The sequence below is a fragment of the Aeromonas sp. ZOR0001 genome, from assembly GCF_000801015.1.
Classification (GTDB): Bacteria; Pseudomonadota; Gammaproteobacteria; order Enterobacterales; family Aeromonadaceae; genus Aeromonas; species Aeromonas veronii.
The window spans coordinates 1-21,628 of the sequence record NZ_JRJY01000004.1 but is presented as its reverse complement, the minus strand read 5'-3'; the positions used below and the strand labels follow the sequence as shown (position 1 = coordinate 21,628).

Sequence of the window (21,628 nt, the reverse complement as noted above, 5' to 3'; positions counted from 1 at the left end):
CCATTTTCAGTCGACCATCCATTTTTTCTTTAAAAACAGATAAATGTATTGATGTCAGGCTCGCCGTCAGGTTTGCAATGCGCCATATCAATAAATTAATCATCAGCATGGTCTGGATTTATATGTGGTTAAACGGCGCCATCAGATGTGACCCTTTTCACAAAAAGTCGCCATTTCGCCGGGCGGATTAGGATTTTTATGCGCCACTTCTCCCCCTGCCTTTTGCCCTAGCGAATAGCGGATTGGCGCGCCCTGGAATGATGCCAAGGCGGGCTTTAACGAGTCCCTAAACCTCTTCGTTGGAAAAAATAGTTTGTTGCATATGCCATAAACTGAGCGTATACATGGCATATGCCAATTACGGCGGCATCATGATCAGACGCTTATCGAGCCGAATGATGCGTGACTAAACCAGTAAAAGTTGATGCGTACGGCTCTTCATCTGGTTGCTGCAAGAGGCTGGGAACATGGCCATGCCAACCGGCAAGCCTGCGGGAAGATCCTGAACAAGGGGACGAATGCAGAGTGGCAAGGGGCAGGGCCGGAATATCAACAGTGATAGCAGGAGGTCAAATGACCATCATCACAGCCATTCCGATGAATGACGACCATATCGCAGGACATTTTGCCAAGGCAGAGCGCTTTGTATTCGTAGATGAACAGGGGAGCACCTTGGCAGAGATCGCCAATCCGGTGGCTGGCAACGAGTGCAAAAGTGCGCTGGCGGAGCTGCTTCAGGCGCAGGGGGCTCGTCGTATCGTGCTGAAAAATATCGGTAGCAAGATGCTTGGCAAGCTGCTGGGCAGCGGGCTTGCCGTCTATCAGGCCAGTCAGGGGCGTCTCGCTATGGCTGACATGTTGAGCAATGAGTCGGGCAATCTGACCGAGCTGACATCCGCTGAACAGGGCAGTGCATCGCGCTGCGCCGAGGGGGCTGGCCATCACGGCAAGGGAAGCCGTCAATGCGCTCCCCGTGGCCGCCTTGGCAAAGGGGGTTGCTGCAAGTCAGCCTCCGGACAACAGCAGGGCTGTCAGGGTAACCGTCAGCGCAACCACAAGAAATGTTGTGAAGAGTAAGCACAACCGCTAGGCCGAACTGGAGGGGAACGTTGATGGAAAACCTGAATCAAGAGGGTAAGCAAATCCCCTCCATAACCAAGATTGCACATATGCCTGTCACACTGTTTTCAATCATCATGGGGCTGACGGGGGCGGCGATTGCCTGTCGCAAGGCGTTTCCGGATCTGCTGCTGTTGCAGTCGGCAGGGTTCCTGTTCGGGGTCTTGTCATCCCTGCTACTGGCGACGTTTCTGGTGATGTATGGCTGGAAAATCCTCAGACACAATGACGAGTTCCGGCATGAGCTGAAACACCCGGTCAGGATCAATTTCTTTCCGACCATCTCAATCAGCTTGCTGTTGCAATCCGCCTACTGGGCCAGCTGGCATGATGCAGCGCTGGCCCTCTGGTCGGCGGGCGCCAGCTTGCAGCTGCTCTTCACCCTCTACATCATGAGCAACTGGATCCATCGCGACCATTTCACAATCACCCACACCAACCCGGCATGGTTTATACCGATTGTCGGCAATATCGTGGTGCCCCTGGGTGGCATGCCGCTTGGCTTTCACGAGATCAGCCTGTTCTTCTTCAGCATTGGCCTTATTTTCTGGTTCTCTCTGCTGACCATAGTGCTCTATCGGCTGTTCTTTCATGAGAGTCTGCCCGAGAAGCTGATGCCCACCATGTTTATTCTGCTGGCACCGCCCTCCATCGGATTTATCTCGTATAGCGAAATAGCCAGCTCCAGCGACCTGTTTGCCCATGTCATTTATTATTTTGCGCTGTTTGTATTTATCTTGCTGATGTACAACACCCTCACTTTTTTGAAACTGAAATTCTTTCTCTCTTCGTGGGCGTACTCATTTCCACTGGCGGCGTTTTCCGCAGCCTCGGCCATGTTTGCCGACGCAACCGGGAATATCATTCCATATTATCTGGCCAAAATAGTGGTGTGTGCCCTGATTGTATTGATCATCTGGTTAATCAGCATGACAGTGCAGTCATTCTATAAAGGTGAGATTTTCACACCGGAGAAATAACGTGATGAAAAATTATCGAGAGATCAATAAAGAACAACACCAGCTTGGCTCTGCTTATCGCAAGAGCAGCCCGGATACCATGAATGCGTTTATTGCGCTGCACAAAGCCGTTATGAAAGAGGACGAGGCGCTGGCGCTGAAATATCGGGAAATGATCGCCCTCGGTATTGGTATCGCTTCCCGCTGCGATGGCTGCATTGCCGCCCATGTTGCCGGGGCTGTGAAGGCCGGTGCTTCGCGAGCGGAACTCATTGCCACCGTGGATGTCGCGGTATTGATGGGAGGCGGCCCCTCCATCATCTATGGCACCCAGGCACATGCCGCCATCGAAGAGCTGCTCTCCTAGCACTCTGTTCTCAACATGCGAGTGGCCAAATAGCGAGTGAATAGATCAAGTGGATGAATATCAATCAGAGAACTATCAACAGACCATGATGTCCCACGCCCGTTGCATGGTGTGTGGCACTCATAACCCGGATTCACTGGGAATTCGCTTTTATCAGGGGGAGGAAGGGACGACGGAAGGGCTGTTTATTGCCAACCAGCGCCATCAGGGTTACAGCGATATTTTGCATGGCGGCATGACCAGCACCCTGCTCGATGCGGTGATGACACATGCGTTGCTGCAACGGGGAATAAGAGGATTAACAGCGGAGCTGACCGTTCGTTTTATTGCTCCCATCGATATCGGCAGCAAAGTAGCGCTGTCGGCCAGAATAGTCGACCAGCGTCACGGTATCTATCGCCTGAATGCCGTAGCGTCGGTCGGCGGGATGATTGTTGCAAAAGCATCGGCCAAATTTATCAAGCCGAAAGCCAATAACAGGAGTTAGCGTGATGAAAAAAGAGAGTGTGGTTTTACCAGAAATGGATATCGGTATTTCAGCCGCCGATCGCAAGAAAATTGCAGATGGATTGTCGGCACTGCTTGCCGATAGTTACACCCTTTATTTGATGACCCACAATTTTCACTGGAACGTAACTGGCCCGCAGTTCAACAGCCTGCACAATATGTTTATGGATCAATACACCGAGCAGTGGAATGCGCTGGATGTTATCGCCGAGCGGATCCGCGCATTGGGCTTTCCCGCTCCCGGCACATACAAGGAGTTTGTCCGTCTCTCCTCCATTGAGGAGGTCGAAGGGGTGCCCTGTGCCAGTGAAATGCTCAAACATCTGGTGTTGGCGCAAGAAGCCACGGCGAGAACCGCCAGAAAACTGTTCGATCTGGTCGATGCCGTCAATGACCAGCCCACCGCCGATGTGCTGACCCAGCGCATCGATATTCATGAAAAAACCGCCTGGATGCTAAGAAGCATGCTCTCCTGATGGCACGGGGCTGCCATATCTTTGGCAGCCCGATCTTCCCTTACCTGTTTGGTCCAACCGGGCCCTTTGGCTGCTGTCGTTTGGTTCGATAGCGATGCACGAGCCAGTCAATTCCCGCCATTGCCGCCGCGACGCCAACCAGCTCTTGCCCGATCCCGAGTTGCCAATAATCAGAATACGTTTCATCTCTGAGTGCTCTTTTCTGGAACAGATATCTGGAGGCTGGAAAGTAGAGGTGATGACGCGAATGTCCGAATACGCTTCGCTATTCGAACCTACGGGCTATCAGGATTTATGGTCAAATTAGGTATCACCGCACATCTGCGTTATAGATAATTTTATTTTACTCATCAGACATTAGATGGATTTCTATTTCGCCGATTAGATTTGATTTTTTGCGTCTGTACTCGTCGATAGCATAAAATTTATTTTCTTTATCTTTGGGTGGTACAGGTGTTTCTGGTAGCTCCTTAACCAAAGCAATGCATTCTTTTGCGACTAAATCCTTATCAGCTAAATCACAGATATTATCCATTAACTTTAATATTTCATTTTGTGCATCGTCAATTTTATCTACAATATCAGTGGCGAGCATAGCTCCTTTTGCTCCACGTTTAATGTTATCCAATTTATTAAAAACTTTATGAATGGAGCCAATGATTCCAGTTCTAGCCTCCACTCTGATTATATCATGATGTTTTGCCTTAGTTTGATATAAAGATTCCGATATGATGGCATCCGATAGCCATTTTGCATCAGAGTACAGAAGTTGGAGGCCCTCTCTGAAGTCTTTATAAGAACTAATACCTTGAAGTAGAAGCATTAGTGTGCCAATTACAGTTACACGAGCTTTTATTGAACCATCTTCAAACTCAACATTGATCTCAAGACCTTCAGATAAAAAGAACTCAGTACGAGTCAAGGAAAATAATTTTAAATTTTCCTTGAATGACTCTAACTGTTCATCGGTTTCCATTCCTCTCGGCTCAACATGAATATAAGCCTGACTAAGGATGTTCTTGTTTATATAATCTGCCACTATGTGATCTCAATTTTTGTTGATGGTTTAATTTCAAAAAATCTATATATAGATATTTACATCGACTTCAATCGCCCTTGGAAATGGCGGTAAACATCATCGTTATTAAAGCCATCCACATTCTGGCTGGAGAAAATAAGCGGGGTGACGCCTTGTGCCAGCGCCAGTTTCTGCGCTTCGACTACCAGCGTATTGATCAGCACCATGCCGGAGATGGAGGAGAAGGCGCCAGTGACCCGATCATTGACTTCGCACAGGCCATCGCCCGGCGGCACGCAGTTATCCAGTACCAGATCGGCCAGCTCCATCAGTTTCTGGCCAGAAGGGTGACGACTCGGGTTTTGCGCCGATTGCGCCACTGAGGTAATAACGATCACCTTGTGGCCGCGTGCTTTGGCAATCTGGGCCCACTCTATGGGTAGGGCGTTGCGCCCCGAATTGGAGATGACCACCATCAGATCCCCCGGCGCAATCGGCTGCTCCTCCCACAGGATGGCGGCAAGCCCCGGCAGCTTCTCCAGCGCCGAGCTGCGCAGGGCACCATCGGCGGTGGTGACGGTGGAGTCGAGCACGGCGTTGATATTGCCAAGGCCACCGGCACGGATAAACCCCTCCAGTCCGACCATATGAGAGTGCCCGGTGCCCAACATATGGATCATCTTGTTGTGGACGATAGCCTCGCTAAACCAGTGGGCCGCCTGCCGGATCCCGGCTTCGTTCTGACTGACCATGGTAGCAATGCGCGCTTGCAGTTTTTCGACGTACTCAAACATAACGGCGGGGATCCTTGTGGATTGTTGGAGAGGGGGTTGTGGCCTAAGTGTGGCCAAGCGGCACGCTACCGCCCCTGGACGACAGCCTCCATTCTGCTGCTGTTAACCGGTGATGTGGCGGGAGGTGATGGTGCTATGGTGGCCAGAGCGATCTCGGCAACGTCCCTCCCAATCCCGGTTGCCAAGTGAGCCATGGTAATCAAGGTGGGGGCAATGCAAAACCGGCAGCAGGTAAAAACCTGCCAAGGATCAACAAACTACTTGCTTGATGACGGGAGTTTATTCGGTTGGTTGTGTTATGGATGACAGACTGGAGCCATCAATACTCCAGAAACTTCTCCCCGCAGCGTTCGCAGATCAGATGTTTTACATGGGTGGTCTGGTAGGCCAGTGTTTCACCAAACGCCCAGTTGGTGATGCTGCTGGAAGTAAAGGCTTGCCAGAAGGCTTTGCGCGGATCCTTGGGCATGATGTCCTGGCTGTGATCGCGAGCGACCAGCACCACGATATGGCGGGTACGCTCGCCGCATTTGTCACAGCGGTGGATTTCAGTCGGCGGATTCTGGTCGTGCGGGTTGGTCATAAAAAGGCTCGTGAAGAGAGGGAGGCACCCATCATATTCCTCTCCACTTGGCTCTCAACCTCTCTGGTCGAGGGTGTATGCCGGTTGTGAACAGGATCACCTTTTGTGGCGTGACGCAGACTTGGCCGTGGTGGCAGCCTTTGCGACGTGCTTGGGGGATGGAATGCCCATGCTGGCCAATACCCGGGCGGCGTTCTCTTCACAGGGCATCTCGTCGGGTTTGGACTCCACCAGCCGGATCAGGGTCTGCAACTGCTGCTTGCTGTGGGCAAGCCTGGCCTCCAGCGCCTCTATGTCGCTCACCTTGGCCTTGAGTGCCGCCAGCAGCGGGGCGTGTTGCCAGGTGCTGATATCCGCCGGTACCAGCTGCTTGATCTCGTCGAGGGAGAAGCCTGCCTGTTGTGCCTGGCTGATGATGGTCAGCAACGGCACAGTCTCGGGCGGGTAGTCGCGATAGCCGTTGGCCCCCCGTTGCACCTTGTTGAGCAGGCCCCTGGCTTCGTAAAAGCGGATAGCCGATGCCGCCATGCCGGTCTGTCTGGCCAGTTCACCGATCTTCATCTTGCCTCCTGGGCTGCGGGTTGATGGCCCCTGACGTTAAGGCTGAGGGGCGGGTGCCGGGAGATTCTAGGGTTAAAGCCCGCTTGAATGTCAACGGCCCTGAGCAAGCAAGGGGTCGGTGAATAGCCTTTCCTTGGTCGTAGCGGCATCTCGACAAAGGGCTTGACCTTCAAGTCAGCTTCAAACTTATGGTGGGGCCCTCACTACCGAGGAGATCGCCATGAACCCATTTACTCCCCTGACCCTGCCCAATGGCAGCCAGCTTATAAACCGCCTCGCCAAGGCCGCCATGGAAGAGAACATGGCTGACCGTGACCATGCCCCCTCCGAGGCGCTGATCCGCCTCTATCGCACCTGGGCAGAGGGCGGCGCAGGCCTTATCATCACTGGCAATGTGATGGTGGATGGGCATGCCATGACGGGAGCGGGGGGCGTGGTGCTCGACACCCCGGCGCTATCCCCACAGCTGGCCGGGCGTTTCAGGGCCTGGGCCGAAGCGGCCAAAAGCGGGGGCGCCCAGATCTGGATGCAGATCAACCACCCCGGTCGCCAGATGCCGGCGGCGCTGGGGCAACCTACCCTGGCACCTTCCGCCGTGCCCATGGCGCTCGGCAGTTTCTCCAAACAGTTCTCTCCGCCCAGGGCCATGAGCGAAGCCGATATTGCCGAGGTGAAAGCACGCTTTATCAATACGGCGCTGTTGGCACAGCGTCTCGGCTTTGACGGAGTGCAGATCCACGCTGCGCACGGTTATCTGCTAAGCCAGTTCCTCTCGCCGCTCATCAACCAGCGCAGCGATCGTTGGGGCGGCAGCCTTGAGAATCGTGCCCGCTTGCTGCTGGAGATAGTGCAGGGGATCCGTGAGCAGGTGGGGGAGCGCTTCTCGCTGTCGGTCAAACTCAACTCCGCCGACTTTCAGCGTGGCGGCTTCAGTACCGAAGATGCCAGAGCGGTGGTCGACATGCTCAACCCGCTCGGGGTGGATCTGGTGGAGCTCTCCGGTGGCAGTTACGAGGCGCCCGCCATGCACGGTCAGGCCCGCGATGGCCGCACCCTGGCGCGGGAAGCCTATTTTCTGACGTTTGCCGAAGAGATAGTGAGTGCCGCTCATATGCCCGTGATGGTGACCGGGGGGATCCGCCGTTATCCGGTGGTGGAACAAGTGCTCGGTAGCGGAGTGGCGGTCGTCGGCATGGCCACCGCGCTTGCCATCGCCCCGGATCTGCCTGCCAGATGGCGCCGTGAGCAGGCGGCAAGCGCCGAGCTCAGACCCATCTCCTGGCGCAACAAGGTGTTGGCTTCGGTAGGTTATATGGCGATGGTGAAATACCAGCTGCGGCGGCTGGGCCGTGGCCAGCCGAGCCACCCAAAGGTTGCGCCATCGCTGGCGCTGGCTTGCCAGCAGTGGCAAACCCTGCTTGGCAACGCCCGTTATCGGCGCTGGATCAAGGCGCAGGAAAAGTGAAGAGAGGGTGGTTCGCAGGCGGGCGAGCCTGCCTGGCCAGCTTAGGCCTATGCCCACTTTTGCGGTTTGCTGGTGAGCGGTGATGATATGGCGGGTGGGGCAATCTCGGGCGCCCAGCCTGCTTAGGCCGACTCCCGTTTTTGCAGATTGGGGGTGATGATATGGCGGTTGGGGGCGAGCTCGGGCTGCTGCATCCGGGTCAGCAGTCGTTTTGCCGCCTGACGGCCGATTTCGCGGGCCGGTGAGCTGACGAAGGTGAGGGCGGGAGAGGTGAGTTCGGCCTCCGCCACATCGTCAAAGCCGAGCAGGGCCACCTGCTGGCCGATGTAGTTGTCCTTGCCCACGGTGCGGCCGCTCGCCTCGACACCATAGATGGCGCCGAGCGCCACCTCGGGGTAGTGGCAGAGCACGGCGGTCACCTTGGGGTGCTGGTGCAGCAGCTGGGCGATGGTGTCGGCGGCGCTGCGCTGGGTGCGCTCGCACTCGAGTACCCACTCCGGTTTGAAGGGGAGGCCATATTGCAGCAGGCTGGCGCAGTAGCCGCCGATGCGCTCGGCGCGGGTGAGGGAGTCGGCCCGCCCGCCGACGTAGGCGATATGGCGGTGGCCCTGCTCGATAAGGTAGGTGGTGGCCTGCTGGGCGGCGTGGGTGTTGTCGGGGCCGATAAAGTCCACGTCATCGCGATAGTAGGAGCGGGCGGCGCACACCACCGGCAGTTCGGAGTCGATCAGGGTCTCCAGGGTTTTGGCCGCCGCGCCGCGCACCGGATTGAAGATGATGCCCGCCACCCCCTGCCGTGACAGGGAGTGGATGCTCTGCTGCAGCCGCTCCGGGCTGTGGCCGCACTGGGTCAGAAACAGCAGATAGCCCTGCTGCTCAAGCACCTCGCTCACTCCGGCGGTCACCTCGGTATAGAAGGGGTCGGTGATGTCGCGCAGGATCAGCCCCACCAGATTGGACTGCTGGCTGCGCAGGTTGGCGGCGGCGCTGTTGGGAACATAGTCGAGCTCTTTTATTGCCTGTTGCACCCGCTCGGCGGTGGCCGGGGAGATGCGCCCCTTGCCGTTGAGCACCATGGAGACGGTGGTGACCGACACTCCCGCCCGCTGGGCGACATCGGTGATCTTGGTGGCTTTGGCAGAGAGGGATTTGGGCGACATAGGGCGAATGGACGACGGACAGTTGAGAGCGAGGCCCCAGCATACCTGCTTGGGTTGCCAAGTGAAACGTTACATCACCATCTGGCCGATCCGGCTCACAAATTTGGATTTTTCTGCCAGCCAGCCCCCTTGTTCTGTGATCCTGTCGGCACTTGTAAATTGATAAAACGTTTTATCATCCAGCAAAACCTGATGCTGACCCGCGCCTCTGCGTCGAGATTGCTACGAGCAGCCACGGGGAAAGCCGCAGATATTGCTGTCTATTCACAAGGAGCCGTTTCATGGCCAAGCCTCAAGCCAAATCCACCATCTGGGAGTTCCTGCAGAGCCTCGGCAAGACCTTTATGTTGCCGGTCGCCCTGCTGGCCTTCTCGGGCATCCTGCTCGGTGTCGGCAGCTCGCTCACCAGCGATGCGGTCAAGCAGAGCATGCCCTTCCTCGACAATACCGTGCTGCAACTGCTGTTCCTCTGGATGACCAAGGTGGGGCTGGTGGCCTTTATCTATCTGCCAGTGATGTTTGCGGTGGCCATTCCGCTCGGGCTGGCGCGGGAAGAGAAGGGGGTCGCGGCCTTTGCCGGTTTCGTCGGCTATGCGGCGCTCAACCTCTCCATCAACTTCTATCTCACCGTGGCCAACGTCATCGGTGATGCGGCGGCGGAGAAGGCCTACGGGGTGAAATCGATCCTCGGCATCAGCTCCATCGACACCGGGATTCTGGGGGCCATCATCGTCGGGGTGATCGTCGCCAAACTGCACGCCCGTTTCTACACCTACAAGATGCCCGATGCGCTCGCCTTCTTCGGCGGTGCCCGCTTCGTGCCCATCATCACCGCGCTGGTGCTGGGGGTGGTCGGCTTGGTCGTGCCGTTCGTCTGGCCCTGGTTTGCTGCCGGCATCAACGGTATCGGGGCGCTCATCTCCCACGCAGGTCCCTTCGGCCCCTTCCTGTTCGGTACCGGTGAGCGTCTGCTGCTGCCGCTCGGCCTGCACCACATTCTGGTGGCGCTGATCCGCTTTACCGAAGCGGGCGGCACCCAGCTGGTATGTGGTCACGAGGTGAGCGGCGCCCTCAATATCTTCTACGCCGAGCTCTCCTGCGCCGATACTTCCGGCTTCTCGGTCTCTGCCACCTCCTTCCTCTCTCAGGGCAAGATGCCTGCCTTCCTCGGCGGCCTGCCGGGTGCGGCGCTCGCCATGTATCACTGCGCTCGCCCGGAAAATCGCGGCAAGATCAAGGCGCTGCTGGTCTCCGGCGTGGTGGCCTGCGTCATCGGGGGCATCACAGAGCCGCTGGAGTTCCTGTTCCTGTTCGTGGCGCCGGTACTCTACGTTATTCACGCCATCCTGACCGGTCTGGGCTTTATGACCATGGGGCTGCTCGGCGTCACCATCGGCAACACCGACGGCAACCTCATCGATTTTCTGGTGTTCGGCGTGCTGCAAGGCACCGCTACCAAGTGGTATCTGGTGCCGGTCGCGGCGGCCATCTGGTTTGCCATCTACTACAGCGTGTTCCGCTTCGCCATCGTGCGCTTTAACCTGAAAACCCCAGGCCGTGAAATCGAGACCAGCGAGGCTGCCCAGCCCGCAGGCAAGAAGGCAGGCAACAGCGGTTACAACGGTGAAATCATCCTCAACGCCCTGGGCGGCGCCGATAACATTCTGGCGCTCGATAACTGCATCACCCGCCTGCGGATGTCGGTGCAGGACATGAGCCGGGTCGATGACAAGGTATTGAAAGCGAACGGCGCCATCGGGGTGATCAAGCTCGATGAGCACAACCTGCAGGTGGTGATCGGCCCGCAGGTGCATCTGGTGAAAAACCAGCTGCAGAGCCTGATGGGGGTCTGAACCGGCCAATAAGATCCGAACGGGGGGCGCAAGCCCCCCTTGTTTGCCTCTCCCAATATGTCTCCTGTTTATGGAGGGAGAAACTTCATGCACGATATTTATGATTTCGACCGCGTGGTCGACCGCCACGGCACCTATTGCACCCAGTGGGACTATGTAGCCGACCGTTTTGGCCATGCCGATCTGCTCCCCTTTACCATCTCCGACATGGATTTCGAGACCGCCCCCTGCATTCGCCAGACCCTGGCAGCCCGCCTTGAGCACGGCGTATTTGGCTACAGCCGCTGGAATCACGACGACTTCAAGGGGGCGGTGAGCAACTGGTTTGCCAGCCGTTACGGGGCGAGCCTCGAACCCGAGACGCTGGTCTACGGCCCCTCGGTCATCTATGTGATTGCCCAGCTGGTGAGCCTCTGGTCGGCGCCGGGGGAGGGGGTGCTGGTGCATACCCCCGCCTACGATGCCTTCGGCAATATGCTGGTTGCCAACGATCGGGTGCTGCTGCCTTGCCCGCTCAAAAAAACAGAGGGGAGCTACCAGATCGACTGGGCCTGCTTCGAGCAACAGGCTGCCCGCCCCGATTGCCGGATTTTGCTGCTCTGCAGCCCCCACAACCCCACCGGCCGGGTCTGGACGCGGGATGAGCTCGGTAAAATGGCTGCCATCTGCCAGCGCCACGGGGTCAAGGTCATCTCGGACGACATTCATATGGATGTGAGCTTTGCCCGCTACCTGCCGTGGAGCGAGGTGGCGCCGGACGATGGTTGGGCGCTGGTGAGCTCGGGCTCGAAATCCTTCAATATCCCCGCCCTTGGCGGCGCCTACGCCTTTATCGCCAACGCAGCGGCGCGGGCCGCCTATCTGCAGCGGCTCAAGGCGGCCCATGGCCTCTCATCACCGCCCATTCTCGGGGTGCTGGCCCATATCAGCGCCTATCGGGATGGGGCTGCCTGGCTCGATGCCCTGAAAAGCTATCTGCACAGCAGCCTCGCCCATGTGGCGACGCGGCTTAACGCGGCTTTCCCCGCCATCGACTATCGGGTGCCCGAGGGAACCTATCTCGCCTGGATTGATCTGCGCGGGCTTGGTATCGACACCACCGAACGGATGAATGAATTGCAAACCTTGCTGGTGGAGAAATACCGGGTCGCCATCATGCGCGGCGACACCTACGGCCCGGAAGGCTCAGGCTATATCCGCCTCAACGTCGGCTGCCCGCGCTCGAAGGTTGACCAAGGACTCGACGCTCTGATCGGCGCGCTGGGGGAGGTGGTGTAGGGCAAATCCATTCAACGTGAAAAACATAACGGGGCCATCAGTGATGGCCCCGTTATGTGGGGAAATATAAAAAACCGCCCCGGATAGCCGGGGCGGTTTTTTATTTAGCGATACCGAGATGAGCCGTGAGCGACATAAGGGCTCAGCGATAGCGGCCACGTACCGAGCTGCTGGCGCGGCCGGCCATCTTGATCAGGCTCTGACGGGTGTGCAGGTGGCAGAGCGCGACGCCGAGGGCATCCGCCGCATCCGCCTGCGGGGTGGCGGAGAGTTTCAGCAGATGGGTCACCATATGCTGCACCTGCTCCTTGGCGGCGCCGCCGGTACCGACCACTGCCTGCTTGATCTGGGTGGCAGAGTATTCGCTCACCGGCAGATAGGCGTTGACCGCGGCGACTATGGCGCTGCCCCGGGCCTGTCCCAGTTTCAGGGCCGAGTCGGCGTTGCGGGCCATAAAGACCCGTTCGATGGCAAACTCGGTGGGTTTGAACTGGGTGATGATCTCGCATACCCCGTCATAGACCTGCTTGAGGCGCTCCGGCAGCTCGCCGCAATCGGTGCGGATGCAGCCAGAGCCCAAGTATTCGGCCTTGCCGCCCACGACCCGGATAACCCCGTATCCGGTGATCCGCGAACCCGGATCGATGCCCAAAATAATGCTCATGGGTGTTGATTGCTCTAAACGCGAGTGATGGCCGCCAAGATAGCAAACTGTGGCCCGTTTGGCTGTATGTCCCGGGTCAAGCGGGTAAAGATTGGCCAGCCGGCGTCGGGCGTGGTTAGCCCTTGAACAGCGCTATGGTGTCGCCATCCTGCAGGCTGCCGGCACCGCGCACCACCACCCGATCCCCCTGCTTGAGGGCGCCGCTCACCGCCACCTGCTGGCTGTCGCCAAACAGCACGGTGACCGGCACCCGATTCACCTTGAGCGATTTGCCGCTTCTCGCCACCTGATAGACCACACTGCCATCGGTGCCGAGCACCAGAGCATCCCGGGGCAGCAGCATGCTCTGCTGATCCCCCAGTGGCAGGGCAACCCGTACCGGCGAGCCGATGATGAAGGTGCCCGCTTCCGGTTTGAGGCGCAGCTCGATGAGGCGTGACTTGGGATCGGCGCTGGCGGCTCGCTGGTAATAGACGCCGTGACCGCTCAGCTGCTCCCCCTCCACCCGCAGCCGGGTTTGTGGTGCCAGCTGCTGGGCCCATAGAATGGGGGCTTGCAGGCGGATATCCGGCTGATCCGGGTTGACCAGCTCCAGCGCCTGCTCGCCCGCGTCCACATGCTCGCCGGGCTGGATGAAGTGGTTGTTCACCACCCCGTCGAACGGGGCATAGATGTGGCTGCGGCGCAGCTGTTCCTCAATCTGGTTCACCTGTATGGCGGCCAGCCGTTCGGCCAGCGCGGCCTGCTCCACATCGTAGCTGGCCTTGTCGTACTGGCTCTGGGAGGCGCTCTTTTGCTGGTGCAGTCGGGTGATCCGCTGGGATTCGGCGCGTGCGAAGCGCAGGTTGCTCTGCCATTTCGCCTGCTCGGCGCGAGCCTGCTCCAGCGAGAGGCGCAGTGCCGCGCTGTCGAGGCGCAGCAGCTCGTCCCCTTTTTTGACCCGGCTGCCAAATTCGGCGATCCACTCCACCCGGCCGCTCACTTCGGCGCTGAGCGCCGCTTGCTGGCGACTCGCCACCGTGCCGCTGACCCAGATATTGGCGGCCGCATCCCCTTGGGTCACATCCGCCAGGGTCACCATCTTGCCCTGATCGGCCAATACCGGTAGCGCACTGCCTGCAATCAGCGCAGCGCCAGCCAACATTCGGGTAATCATATGTGTCATCGATGAGCTCCTTGCTCAGGCCCGCTGGCGCAGGGGTTGTGGGATCGCCATCTGCTCCCCGAGACGCAGGAAGGCAGGCAACAGGATCAGGGTAAACAGGGTGCTGCAACTCATGCCGCCGACAATGACGGTGGCGAGCCCGCGGTAAATTTCGCTCCCTTCGCTCGGGCTCAGCATCAGCGGCAGCATGCCGAAGATGCTGGTGAGGCTGGTCATGGCGATGGGGCGCATCCGGCTTTGCAGGGCATCGGCCACCGCCAGCTGGCGGCTCATACCGTCCCGCTCGGCGGTGCGGGTCTGATGCACCAGCAGGATGGCGTTGTTGACCACCAGTCCCAGCAGGATGACAAAGCCGATGATGGTGAGCAGATCCATCGGCAGCGGCACCAGCAGCCCGCTCAGTTGCAGCGCCAGCACGCCGCCAACCGAGGCAAGGGGCAGGGTGAGCAGCACCAGCAGGGCATCCTTGATGGAGGCAAACACCCCCCACAGCAGCACCAGCAGGATCACCACGGCGAACAGGAAGATGGTCCCCAGATTGTCGAGCGCCTGTTGCAGGCTGTCGGCGTTGCCGGCAATGCGCAGCTCGCCACCGGCGGGCAGCAGGGGGCGGATGGCGGCAAAACTGCGGTTTTTCAGGGTGTCGATCACCTGCTCCATGGTCATGCCTGCCGGGGGCGCTATCTGCAGGATGATGCTGCGCCGCCCATCGGCCCGGAAGATGCTGGCCGGGCCCATGTCGTGCTCCACCCGTAGCAGCTCGCCAAGGGGAACGATGCGCCCGGAGGGGGTGGCCAGCGGCACTGCCTTCAGTTCGTCCGGATTGGCGGAGCTCTGCCCCATCAGCATAATGTCGAGCCGATCCTCGCCGTCGAAATACTCGCCAACCCGCAAGCCGTCGCCAAAGGTCTGGATGATGGTGGGCAGGGGCGTGCGATCCCAACCCACTTCGGCGAGACGCCGATCTTGCGGCACCAGTTTGAGCTCGGGGGCGGTGAAGTCGAGACTAGGTTCGGGCCGGATTTGTGCTCCCGGCAAGTCCTTGCTGAGGATCCCCATGCTGGCACGGGCCGCCTGATAGAGCTCGGGCAGGTTGCCCCCCTGCAGCAGCAGGGAGACGCCGTTCTCGCTGTCAAAGCCGCCAAACAGCGACCCCTGACCGCCGAACACCCGGGTGTCGGGAATGCCTACCAGCAGCTGTTTCATCAACAGGCTCTCCAGCTCCTTGATGCGGGTCTCGTCCTTGGGTCGCACGCCAATCTGGGCGCCCCCCGGGTAGCGCAAGATGTAGTAGTTCTTGAGGGCAGGCTCTTTCTCCCCCTTCATGTAGGGGGCGAGGCGGGCGATCAGGGTATCGATCACCTCTTCGCGCTGGGCCTTGAGATTGACCCCGGGGGTGAAGTTCATCCAGACATCCACCGCGTCCCGTTTCACGTCCGGCAGATAGTCCATCTTGGGCAGCAGCGCCCAGGTGGCCAGAGCCGGCAGGCTCATCATCAGGGTGATGACCGTCCAGCGCTGGCGTGAGGTAGAGGTCCAGCGGATCACATGACGGGTAGTGCGCTGCCACAGCGACTCATAGGGATCGGTCAGCGTTTCACGCCCCATCCAGCGCGCCGCCACCGCGGGCAGCACGATGACGGCGACCAGCATGGAGACCGTCACGGCGCAGGCGATGGTCAGCGCCAGATCGGCAAACAGCTGACCCTCCACATCGTTGAGCAGCAACACCGGCAGGAAGATAGCGACCGTGGTGAGGGTGGAGGCGACCAGCGCCGTCCACACCTGACGGGTGCCTTCGAGCGCCGCCTCCGCCTTGCTCAAATCCCCCCGCTCGTGGCGCCGGTAGATGCTCTCCAGCACCACGATGGCGGCGTCGAGCACCATGCCGACGGCAAAGGCGATGCCCGCTAGCGAGATGATGTTGAGGGTGCGATCCATCACCTTGAGCAGGCAGAAGGTGAGCATGATGCTGATGGGGATGGCGAGGGCAATCATCAGGGTCGCCTTGAGCTGGCGCAGGAAGAGCCAGAGGATGGCACAGGAGAGCAGCACCCCGAGCCCTAGGTTGGCGGTGACCATGCTGACGGCGCGATTGATGTAGAGGGAGGCATCGAACGACTGCTCCATGTGCAGCCCGACCGGCTCCAGCACCTCGCGGTTGAGCTCGTTCACCCGAGCCTTGATCGCCTCAAGGGAGGCTAGGGCATTGGCGCCGCTCTCCTTGAAGATCTGGGCGGCGATGGCGGTATTGCCGTTCTGGATCCGCAGCACCGGGTTCTCTTCCCGGGCCACCCTTACTTCTGCTACATCCCGCAGATAGATGGGCAGGCCATCGCGCCAGTCCACCACCTTGTCCCCCAGCGTCTCGACATCATAGCGACCGGCAAAGCGCAGCTTGTACTCCCAGCGCCCGATGTCGAGGGTACCGGCCGACACGTCCCAGCCGGTGGTGGCCCGGCTGGCCAGCACCGGGATCTCCACCCCCAGCTCGGCGGCGCGATAGGGGTCGAAGCGGATCTGGATCTGGCGCTCGTTGATCCCCTCGACTGCGACCGTCGAGACCCCTTCAATGCGCTCCAGCTCGGGTTTGACCCGCGCCTCGATCAACGCCTGATGATCATCGATCACCCCTTTGGCGCCGGGCAGCTGCTGGATGAAGAAGAAGGTGAGGGTATCGTTGCTGCTGTAGTTGTTGACGTAGGGGCCGCCAATCTTGTCCGGCAATCCCGAGACCCGGTTCAATCGCGAAATCACATCGAGTTGGGCCCGTTGCATGTCGGTGCCGAGGGCAAACTCCATGTCGATTTCGGTAAAGCCGGGATAGCTGTTGCTGACAAGGCTCTTGAGCCCCTGCACCCCCTGCATCTCCTGCTCGATGGGGTCGGTGATCTCCGACTCCATCTCCTGGGGAGAGGCTGAACGCCAGCTCACCGAGATGTTGAGGTGTGGACGGTCGATGTCGGGGAACAGCTGGATCGGCAGTCCCCGGATGCTGAGCAGACCCAGCAGGAAAATCAGCACGATCGAGACCGCCACCCAGATGGGGCGTTCGATCGCCGTTTTGGCGAGGTTCATTCACTCTTCCTGAGTTGTTGTTATCGGCCATTCCGCTGGCCTTGCTTCCAAAGCCCCTGCAACAGGGACTCAAGCATTTAACTGGAATTCTCCTAGCTTGTAAATGCATGGTTAACAAACAAAAAACCGGCCACGAGGGCCGGTTTGGTACTGGTCTACCAGGGGATCAGGCGGCGTGCTCGACCTTGTTTGGCTGCTTGTTTGCTTGCTGGGAGAAGCCTTCCAGCTCGCCCGGGGCGAAGTTGTCTACCTGAATCGCTTCGTAGCGCAGGGCATCGGCGGCCAGCAGTTTGTCCGCTTCGTCCTTGCTCAGGATGGAACCGGCCAGTGCGGCGGCAACCAGCTCCGGCAGCGCCAGTTTGCGGGGCAGTTTGCCCTCTTTCTGGGCCTGCACCAGCTTCTTCTCGTAGGGCTGCACGGCGACCATGGCCTGGAAGGCGCGCTCCATCAGGCCGACCGGATCCGCCTCGTCTTTGCCGACGTAGCACAGCGCCGTCAGACGGTCGCGGAACTCGCCCGGCTTCATCATGGCCAGACAGATGGCGTGGCAGCGATCGTCGGCCGGCATCTTGTAACCGACGCCGAACGGGAACACCACGCGCTTGAGTACGGCACCCACCACCTTGTTCGGGAAGTTCTGGAAGAAGCCCTCGAACGCCTTGCCAATCAGGTAGAGGTTGCGCTCCACCGCGTACTGCACGAACGGCAGGTCGGAGACCATGCGGCCCTGATCCTCGTAATGCTTGAGGGTAGCGGAGGCCAGATAGAGGTGGCTCAGCACGTCACCCAGACGGGCGGAGATCATCTCCTTGCGCTTGAGATCGCCACCCAGCATCAGCATGGAGACGTCGGCGCACAGGGCCAGCCCTTTACTCATACGGGAGAGCTGTTTGTAGTAGCGGGCGGTTTCACCAGCCACCGGCGCGCTGTTGAACTGACCCAGAGTCAGCCCCTGGAACAGGGAACCGAAGAAGTTGCCGGCGCCGAAGGCGATGTGCTTCATCAGCAGGGCGTCAAACTTCTCGAGACCGCGCTCCACGTCGGTGTCGGCCGCCGCTTCCAGCTCAGCAAACACGTACGGGTGGCAGCGGGTGGCACCCTGCCCGAAGATCATCAGGTTGCGGGTCAGGATGTTGGCCCCTTCCACCGTGATGGCGACCGGAATACCCATGTAGGCGTAGCCGGTGTAGTTTTTCGGGCCCAGCTGGATGGCACGACCGGCGTGGATATCCATGGAGTCATCCATGATCTGGCGCGCCATTTCGGTCATGTGGTACTTGGAAATTGCGGTGACGATGGCCGGTGCCTGACCCAAGTCCAAGGAACCTGCGGTCATACGACGGGCCCCTTCCAGCTGATAGGTGAGGCCGCCGATGCGAGCCAGCGCCTCTTGCACCCCTTCAAACTTGCCGATGGACATGCCGAACTGCTTGCGCACATAGGAGTAGGCGCCCACGGTGCGGCTCGCCATGTGACCGCAAGCGGTGCCCAGCGCAGGCAGCGAGATGCCGCGACCGGCGGAGAGACATTCGACCAGCATGCGCCAGCCACGACCGGCGTAATCCGGGCCGCCGATGATCCAGTCGAGCGGAATGAACACATCCTTACCGAAGGTCGGGCCGTTCATGAACGCCAGACCCATGGGGTAGTGGCGATCGCCGACGCGCACGCCGGGGTGGCTGGTGGGGATAAGCGCGCAGGTGATGCCGAGCTCCTCCTTGTCACCCAACAGTTTTTCCGGGTCATAGAGTTTGAACGCCAGCCCCAGCACGGTGGCACGGGGGGCCAGGGTGATGTAGCGCTTGTTCCAGTTGAGGCGAATACCCAGCACCTCTTCACCCTTGTGCATCCCTTTGCAGACGATCCCCTTGTCAGGAATGGCGCCGGCATCGGAGCCCGCTTCCGGACCGGTCAGGGCGAAGCAGGGCACCTCTTTGCCACTGGCCAGCCCCGGCAGCCAGAAATCTTTCTGGGCCTGGGTGCCATAGTGCATCAGCAGCTCGCCCGGGCCGAGGGAGTTCGGCACCATGACGGTGACCGCCACGCTCAGACTCTTGGTGGCAATTCGGGTAACGATGGTGGAGTTGGCAATCGCCGAGAATTCGCGGCCGCCATAGGATTTCGGGATGATCAGGGAGAAGAAGCCTTCCTTCTTCAGATAGTCCCACACCGGTTCCGGCAGGTCTTTGGTTTCGTTGACGATCTTGAAGTCATCAACCATGGCGAGCAGGGTTTCGACCTGATTGTCGATAAAGGCCTGCTCCTCTGCGGTCAGCTCGGCCTTGCCGTAGCCGTGCAGTTTTTTCCAGTCGGGGTTGCCGCGAAACAACTCGCCATCCCACCAGACGGAGCCGGCTTCCATGGCCTCCCGCTCGGTAGCTGACAAGGGCGGCAATATCTTTTTGAAGATGCCGAACACCGGACGGGTTACCATCTTTTTACGGATGGAGGGTACGCCGAGCACAACGGCTATCGCCAGCACCAGCAGGACAAGCAATGTGATCATACCGAAGTTCCTTCTATTTCACTGTTTCCGTTGATTTATTGTTGGTTGTTACACGGCCAGGGAGAGCCTGGTCGACTCCACGGGCGCCCCGACTCCGGACGCCAGATAAGGAATAACGTTGCGCACCAGCCCTTCCACATCGAGCTGCTGGCCAAAGTCGGCCAGGGCGATGTCGCGCAGGGCATCGGCAGAGGCCATGGTGAATACGACGGTGCCCAGGGTGAAGTGCAGGCGCCAGAAGAGATCCGCTGGCGACAGGGCCGGATTGGCCTTGGAGATGGCCTGGGTGATCCGCTGCAAAATGGGGCCATAGTGGGCGGTGATAAAGCGGCGCAGGTGGCCCTGGCTGTCGATATAGCCGCGTCCCAGCAGCTGCATGAAGATGGCCGGGCCGTTGGCCCGTACCGCCGATAGCTTCATCAGCGGCTCGACGAAGCTTTCAAACAGTTGCAGCAGGGTCAGCTGCTCCTGCTCCATCAGCACCCGCAGCCGGGCATCGAGATCCGGCATAAACAGGCTCAGGTAACGGTCGAGCACCGCTTGGATCAGCTCCTTCTTGGAGCCAAAGTGATAGTTCACCGACGCCAGATTGACGTCGGCTTCACTGGTGATCAGACGCAAAGAGGTATCGGCGAATCCCCGCTCGGCAAACAGCACTTCAGCGGCGTCGAGAATACGGTTTTTGGTATCGATTTTACTCACTGGACACCTCACTTAAACGAATGTTTAAAAAGTACGTTTCATAACGTGAAGTGTCAAGAGAATGTGAATGAGTGTTAGCGGAATGTTTTTCGATGAAAAAAGCAAAGTGGGCGGAACTTAGTCAAAAAGCAGGACTCTATATCTATGCCACTGCAATTAAACATTAAGTCTCGCCCAACCTGCACCATGCTAGTTGGGCCTTTTTTTGCGCGTCTGTTACCGGTTTGCGGCTTGCAGGCAAAAAAAACCGCCGCAGGGCGCGACGGTGGGGAAAGTGAGTTCGCGTCATCCTGACGGCAAACTGTCGATGCGAGTTCAGGCATGTATCGACGGGGACAGTATGCCAGCCAGAGCCCCTCAGACTATGTCAGCTTCGCGGTATTTTGTGACAAAGTGTGGCAAGCACTGGCGTGGCCCAAGCTGCCGCTCTTTGTTATGCTGCCCTTTCAAAATATGAGGGGAGAGAAGATGAAGTACCCGGTCGATACCCACACTCACACCATTGCCAGCACCCATGCCTACAGCACCATCCACGACTATCTGCCGATAGCCAGGGCCAAGGGGATCAAGCTGTTTGCCACCACGGATCATGGCCCCGAGATGGCCGATGCCCCTCATGTCTGGCATTTCGCCAACTTGCCGATATTGCCAAGAGTGGTGGATGGGGTAGGGATCCTGCGGGGTATCGAGGCCAACATCAAAAACCTCGACGGGGAGATCGATTTTCCCGAGCGCTATGAGTCGCGCCTCGACATGATCATGGCGGGCTTTCATGAGCAGGTATTCCCTCCCTGCGATCAGGCCGCCCATACCCAGGCGATGATCAACGCCATCAAGAGCGGTCGGGTCGACATGATCAGCCACCCGGGTAACCCCGCATTTCCCATCGACATTCAGGCGGTGGTCAAGGCGGCGGCGGACTATCGGGTGGCGCTGGAGATCAACAATTCCTCCTTCATTCACTCGCGCCCGGGTAGTGAAAGCAACTGCCGTGCCATCGTGGAAGCCGCGCGGGATCTGGGGGCCTATCTCACCTTCGGCTCCGACTCTCACGTCGCCTTCAGCCTAGGCGATTTTGACCACTGTCACCGTCTGGTGACCGAGGTCGGTTTCCCGCTGGATCGGATCCTGGTGCGCTCCCCCCGCGCCCTGCTCGATTTCCTCGAAAGCCGCGGCCGTGCCCATATCCCCGAGTTTGCCGATCTGTAAATCGGGCTCTAACACCATGAGCCAACTCATAAAATCGAGTTGGCTCAATTGACTTGCCGGTCATTTTTTATGAATGTGGAGAGCAACAAGCCGGTATAGCTCAGTTGGTAGAGCAGCGCATTCGTAATGCGAAGGTCAGGAGTTCGATTCCCCTTATCGGCACC

General features: G+C 58.9%; 19 protein-coding genes and 1 tRNA gene. 10 read left to right on the top strand and 10 right to left on the bottom strand.

Going from position 1 to position 21,628, the window contains the following annotated elements; all coding sequences use genetic code 11:
- Positions 1 to 573 precede the first annotated feature (573 nt).
- Genes L972_RS00340 through L972_RS00320 form a run of 5 tightly spaced genes read left to right on the top strand, consistent with a single transcriptional unit; the run spans position 574 to position 3,428 of the window.
- Entirely contained in the window at positions 574 to 1,077 is a 504-nt protein-coding gene (locus L972_RS00340) for a NifB/NifX family molybdenum-iron cluster-binding protein (RefSeq protein ID WP_005361981.1), read from the top strand.
- A gap of 35 nt (positions 1,078 to 1,112) precedes the next feature.
- The gene (locus tag L972_RS00335; protein WP_047434236.1) at positions 1,113 to 2,099 is read left to right on the top strand and encodes an SLAC1 anion channel family protein; all 987 of its coding nucleotides are present in this window, start codon (positions 1,113 to 1,115) and stop codon (positions 2,097 to 2,099) included.
- A gap of 4 nt (positions 2,100 to 2,103) precedes the next feature.
- The gene (locus L972_RS00330) at positions 2,104 to 2,445 is read left to right on the top strand and encodes a carboxymuconolactone decarboxylase family protein (protein ID WP_005353600.1); all 342 of its coding nucleotides are present in this window, start codon (positions 2,104 to 2,106) and stop codon (positions 2,443 to 2,445) included.
- 49 nt (positions 2,446 to 2,494) lie between these two features.
- Positions 2,495 to 2,932: a PaaI family thioesterase gene (locus L972_RS00325; RefSeq protein WP_013723564.1), complete on the top strand. Its 438-nt coding sequence runs from the start codon at positions 2,495 to 2,497 to the stop codon at positions 2,930 to 2,932.
- A gap of 4 nt (positions 2,933 to 2,936) precedes the next feature.
- On the top strand, positions 2,937 to 3,428 hold the full coding sequence (locus L972_RS00320) for a Dps family protein (protein ID WP_005334596.1): 492 nt from the start codon (positions 2,937 to 2,939) through the stop codon (positions 3,426 to 3,428).
- A 343-nt stretch (positions 3,429 to 3,771) separates the two neighbouring features.
- On the opposite strand, the gene L972_RS00315 is transcribed toward L972_RS00320, so the two are convergent.
- From L972_RS00315 to L972_RS00300, 4 genes are all read right to left on the bottom strand, one after another.
- The gene (locus tag L972_RS00315) at positions 3,772 to 4,467 is read right to left on the bottom strand and encodes a hypothetical protein (RefSeq protein WP_047434231.1); all 696 of its coding nucleotides are present in this window, start codon (positions 4,465 to 4,467) and stop codon (positions 3,772 to 3,774) included.
- A gap of 56 nt (positions 4,468 to 4,523) precedes the next feature.
- The gene (locus L972_RS00310) at positions 4,524 to 5,240 is read right to left on the bottom strand and encodes a sugar isomerase domain-containing protein (protein ID WP_047434228.1); all 717 of its coding nucleotides are present in this window, start codon (positions 5,238 to 5,240) and stop codon (positions 4,524 to 4,526) included.
- Positions 5,241 to 5,559: 319 nt separating this feature from the next.
- Positions 5,560 to 5,823: a hypothetical protein gene (locus L972_RS00305; RefSeq protein ID WP_047434226.1), complete on the bottom strand. Its 264-nt coding sequence runs from the start codon at positions 5,821 to 5,823 to the stop codon at positions 5,560 to 5,562.
- Positions 5,824 to 5,919: 96 nt separating this feature from the next.
- Positions 5,920 to 6,384 (bottom strand): MerR family transcriptional regulator, encoded by a 465-nt coding sequence (locus tag L972_RS00300; protein ID WP_047434223.1) that lies wholly within the window; start codon positions 6,382 to 6,384, stop codon positions 5,920 to 5,922.
- A 220-nt stretch (positions 6,385 to 6,604) separates the two neighbouring features.
- Here L972_RS00300 and L972_RS00295 point away from each other — a divergent pair, with 220 nt between their 5' ends.
- Positions 6,605 to 7,849 (top strand): NADH:flavin oxidoreductase/NADH oxidase family protein, encoded by a 1,245-nt coding sequence (locus L972_RS00295; protein WP_047434220.1) that lies wholly within the window; start codon positions 6,605 to 6,607, stop codon positions 7,847 to 7,849.
- Between the two features lie 122 nt (positions 7,850 to 7,971).
- Here the strand turns inward: L972_RS00295 and L972_RS00290 are convergent, their stop codons facing one another.
- Positions 7,972 to 9,009 carry a Mal regulon transcriptional regulator MalI gene (locus L972_RS00290; RefSeq protein ID WP_047434218.1) on the bottom strand — a complete coding sequence of 346 codons (1,038 nt, stop codon included), beginning with the start codon at positions 9,007 to 9,009 and terminating at the stop codon, positions 7,972 to 7,974.
- Between the two features lie 281 nt (positions 9,010 to 9,290).
- Between L972_RS00290 and malX the strand changes: the two genes are divergently transcribed.
- Both malX and L972_RS00280 read left to right on the top strand, forming a co-directional pair.
- Positions 9,291 to 10,862, top strand: a complete 1,572-nt coding sequence (gene malX, locus L972_RS00285; RefSeq protein ID WP_047434215.1) for a maltose/glucose-specific PTS transporter subunit IIBC — start codon at positions 9,291 to 9,293, stop codon at positions 10,860 to 10,862.
- 87 nt (positions 10,863 to 10,949) lie between these two features.
- On the top strand, positions 10,950 to 12,140 hold the full coding sequence (locus L972_RS00280) for a MalY/PatB family protein (protein ID WP_047434212.1): 1,191 nt from the start codon (positions 10,950 to 10,952) through the stop codon (positions 12,138 to 12,140).
- A 142-nt stretch (positions 12,141 to 12,282) separates the two neighbouring features.
- Here L972_RS00280 and ruvC read toward each other — a convergent pair whose 3' ends face one another.
- From ruvC to L972_RS00255, 5 genes are all read right to left on the bottom strand, one after another.
- Complete coding sequence (gene ruvC, locus L972_RS00275; RefSeq protein ID WP_005334512.1) at positions 12,283 to 12,804, bottom strand: crossover junction endodeoxyribonuclease RuvC; 522 nt, start codon at positions 12,802 to 12,804, stop codon at positions 12,283 to 12,285.
- 115 nt (positions 12,805 to 12,919) lie between these two features.
- Positions 12,920 to 13,969: an efflux RND transporter periplasmic adaptor subunit gene (locus L972_RS00270; protein ID WP_047434208.1), complete on the bottom strand. Its 1,050-nt coding sequence runs from the start codon at positions 13,967 to 13,969 to the stop codon at positions 12,920 to 12,922.
- A gap of 15 nt (positions 13,970 to 13,984) precedes the next feature.
- Positions 13,985 to 17,047, bottom strand: coding sequence for an efflux RND transporter permease subunit (locus L972_RS00265; protein WP_047434205.1), 3,063 nt, complete (start codon positions 17,045 to 17,047; stop codon positions 13,985 to 13,987).
- Positions 17,048 to 17,213: 166 nt separating this feature from the next.
- The gene (locus L972_RS00260) at positions 17,214 to 19,553 is read right to left on the bottom strand and encodes an acyl-CoA dehydrogenase (RefSeq protein ID WP_047434201.1); all 2,340 of its coding nucleotides are present in this window, start codon (positions 19,551 to 19,553) and stop codon (positions 17,214 to 17,216) included.
- Between the two features lie 48 nt (positions 19,554 to 19,601).
- Positions 19,602 to 20,255, bottom strand: a complete 654-nt coding sequence (locus L972_RS00255) for a TetR/AcrR family transcriptional regulator (protein ID WP_005334507.1) — start codon at positions 20,253 to 20,255, stop codon at positions 19,602 to 19,604.
- Between the two features lie 468 nt (positions 20,256 to 20,723).
- On the opposite strand from L972_RS00255, the gene L972_RS00250 reads away from it, so the two are divergent.
- A complete protein-coding gene (locus tag L972_RS00250) occupies positions 20,724 to 21,464 on the top strand; it encodes a phosphatase (RefSeq protein WP_047434329.1) in 741 nt (246 codons plus the stop codon).
- 89 nt (positions 21,465 to 21,553) lie between these two features.
- Positions 21,554 to 21,626: transfer RNA gene (locus tag L972_RS00245), tRNA-Thr, on the top strand.
- The last annotated feature ends 2 nt before the right edge of the window (positions 21,627 to 21,628 follow it).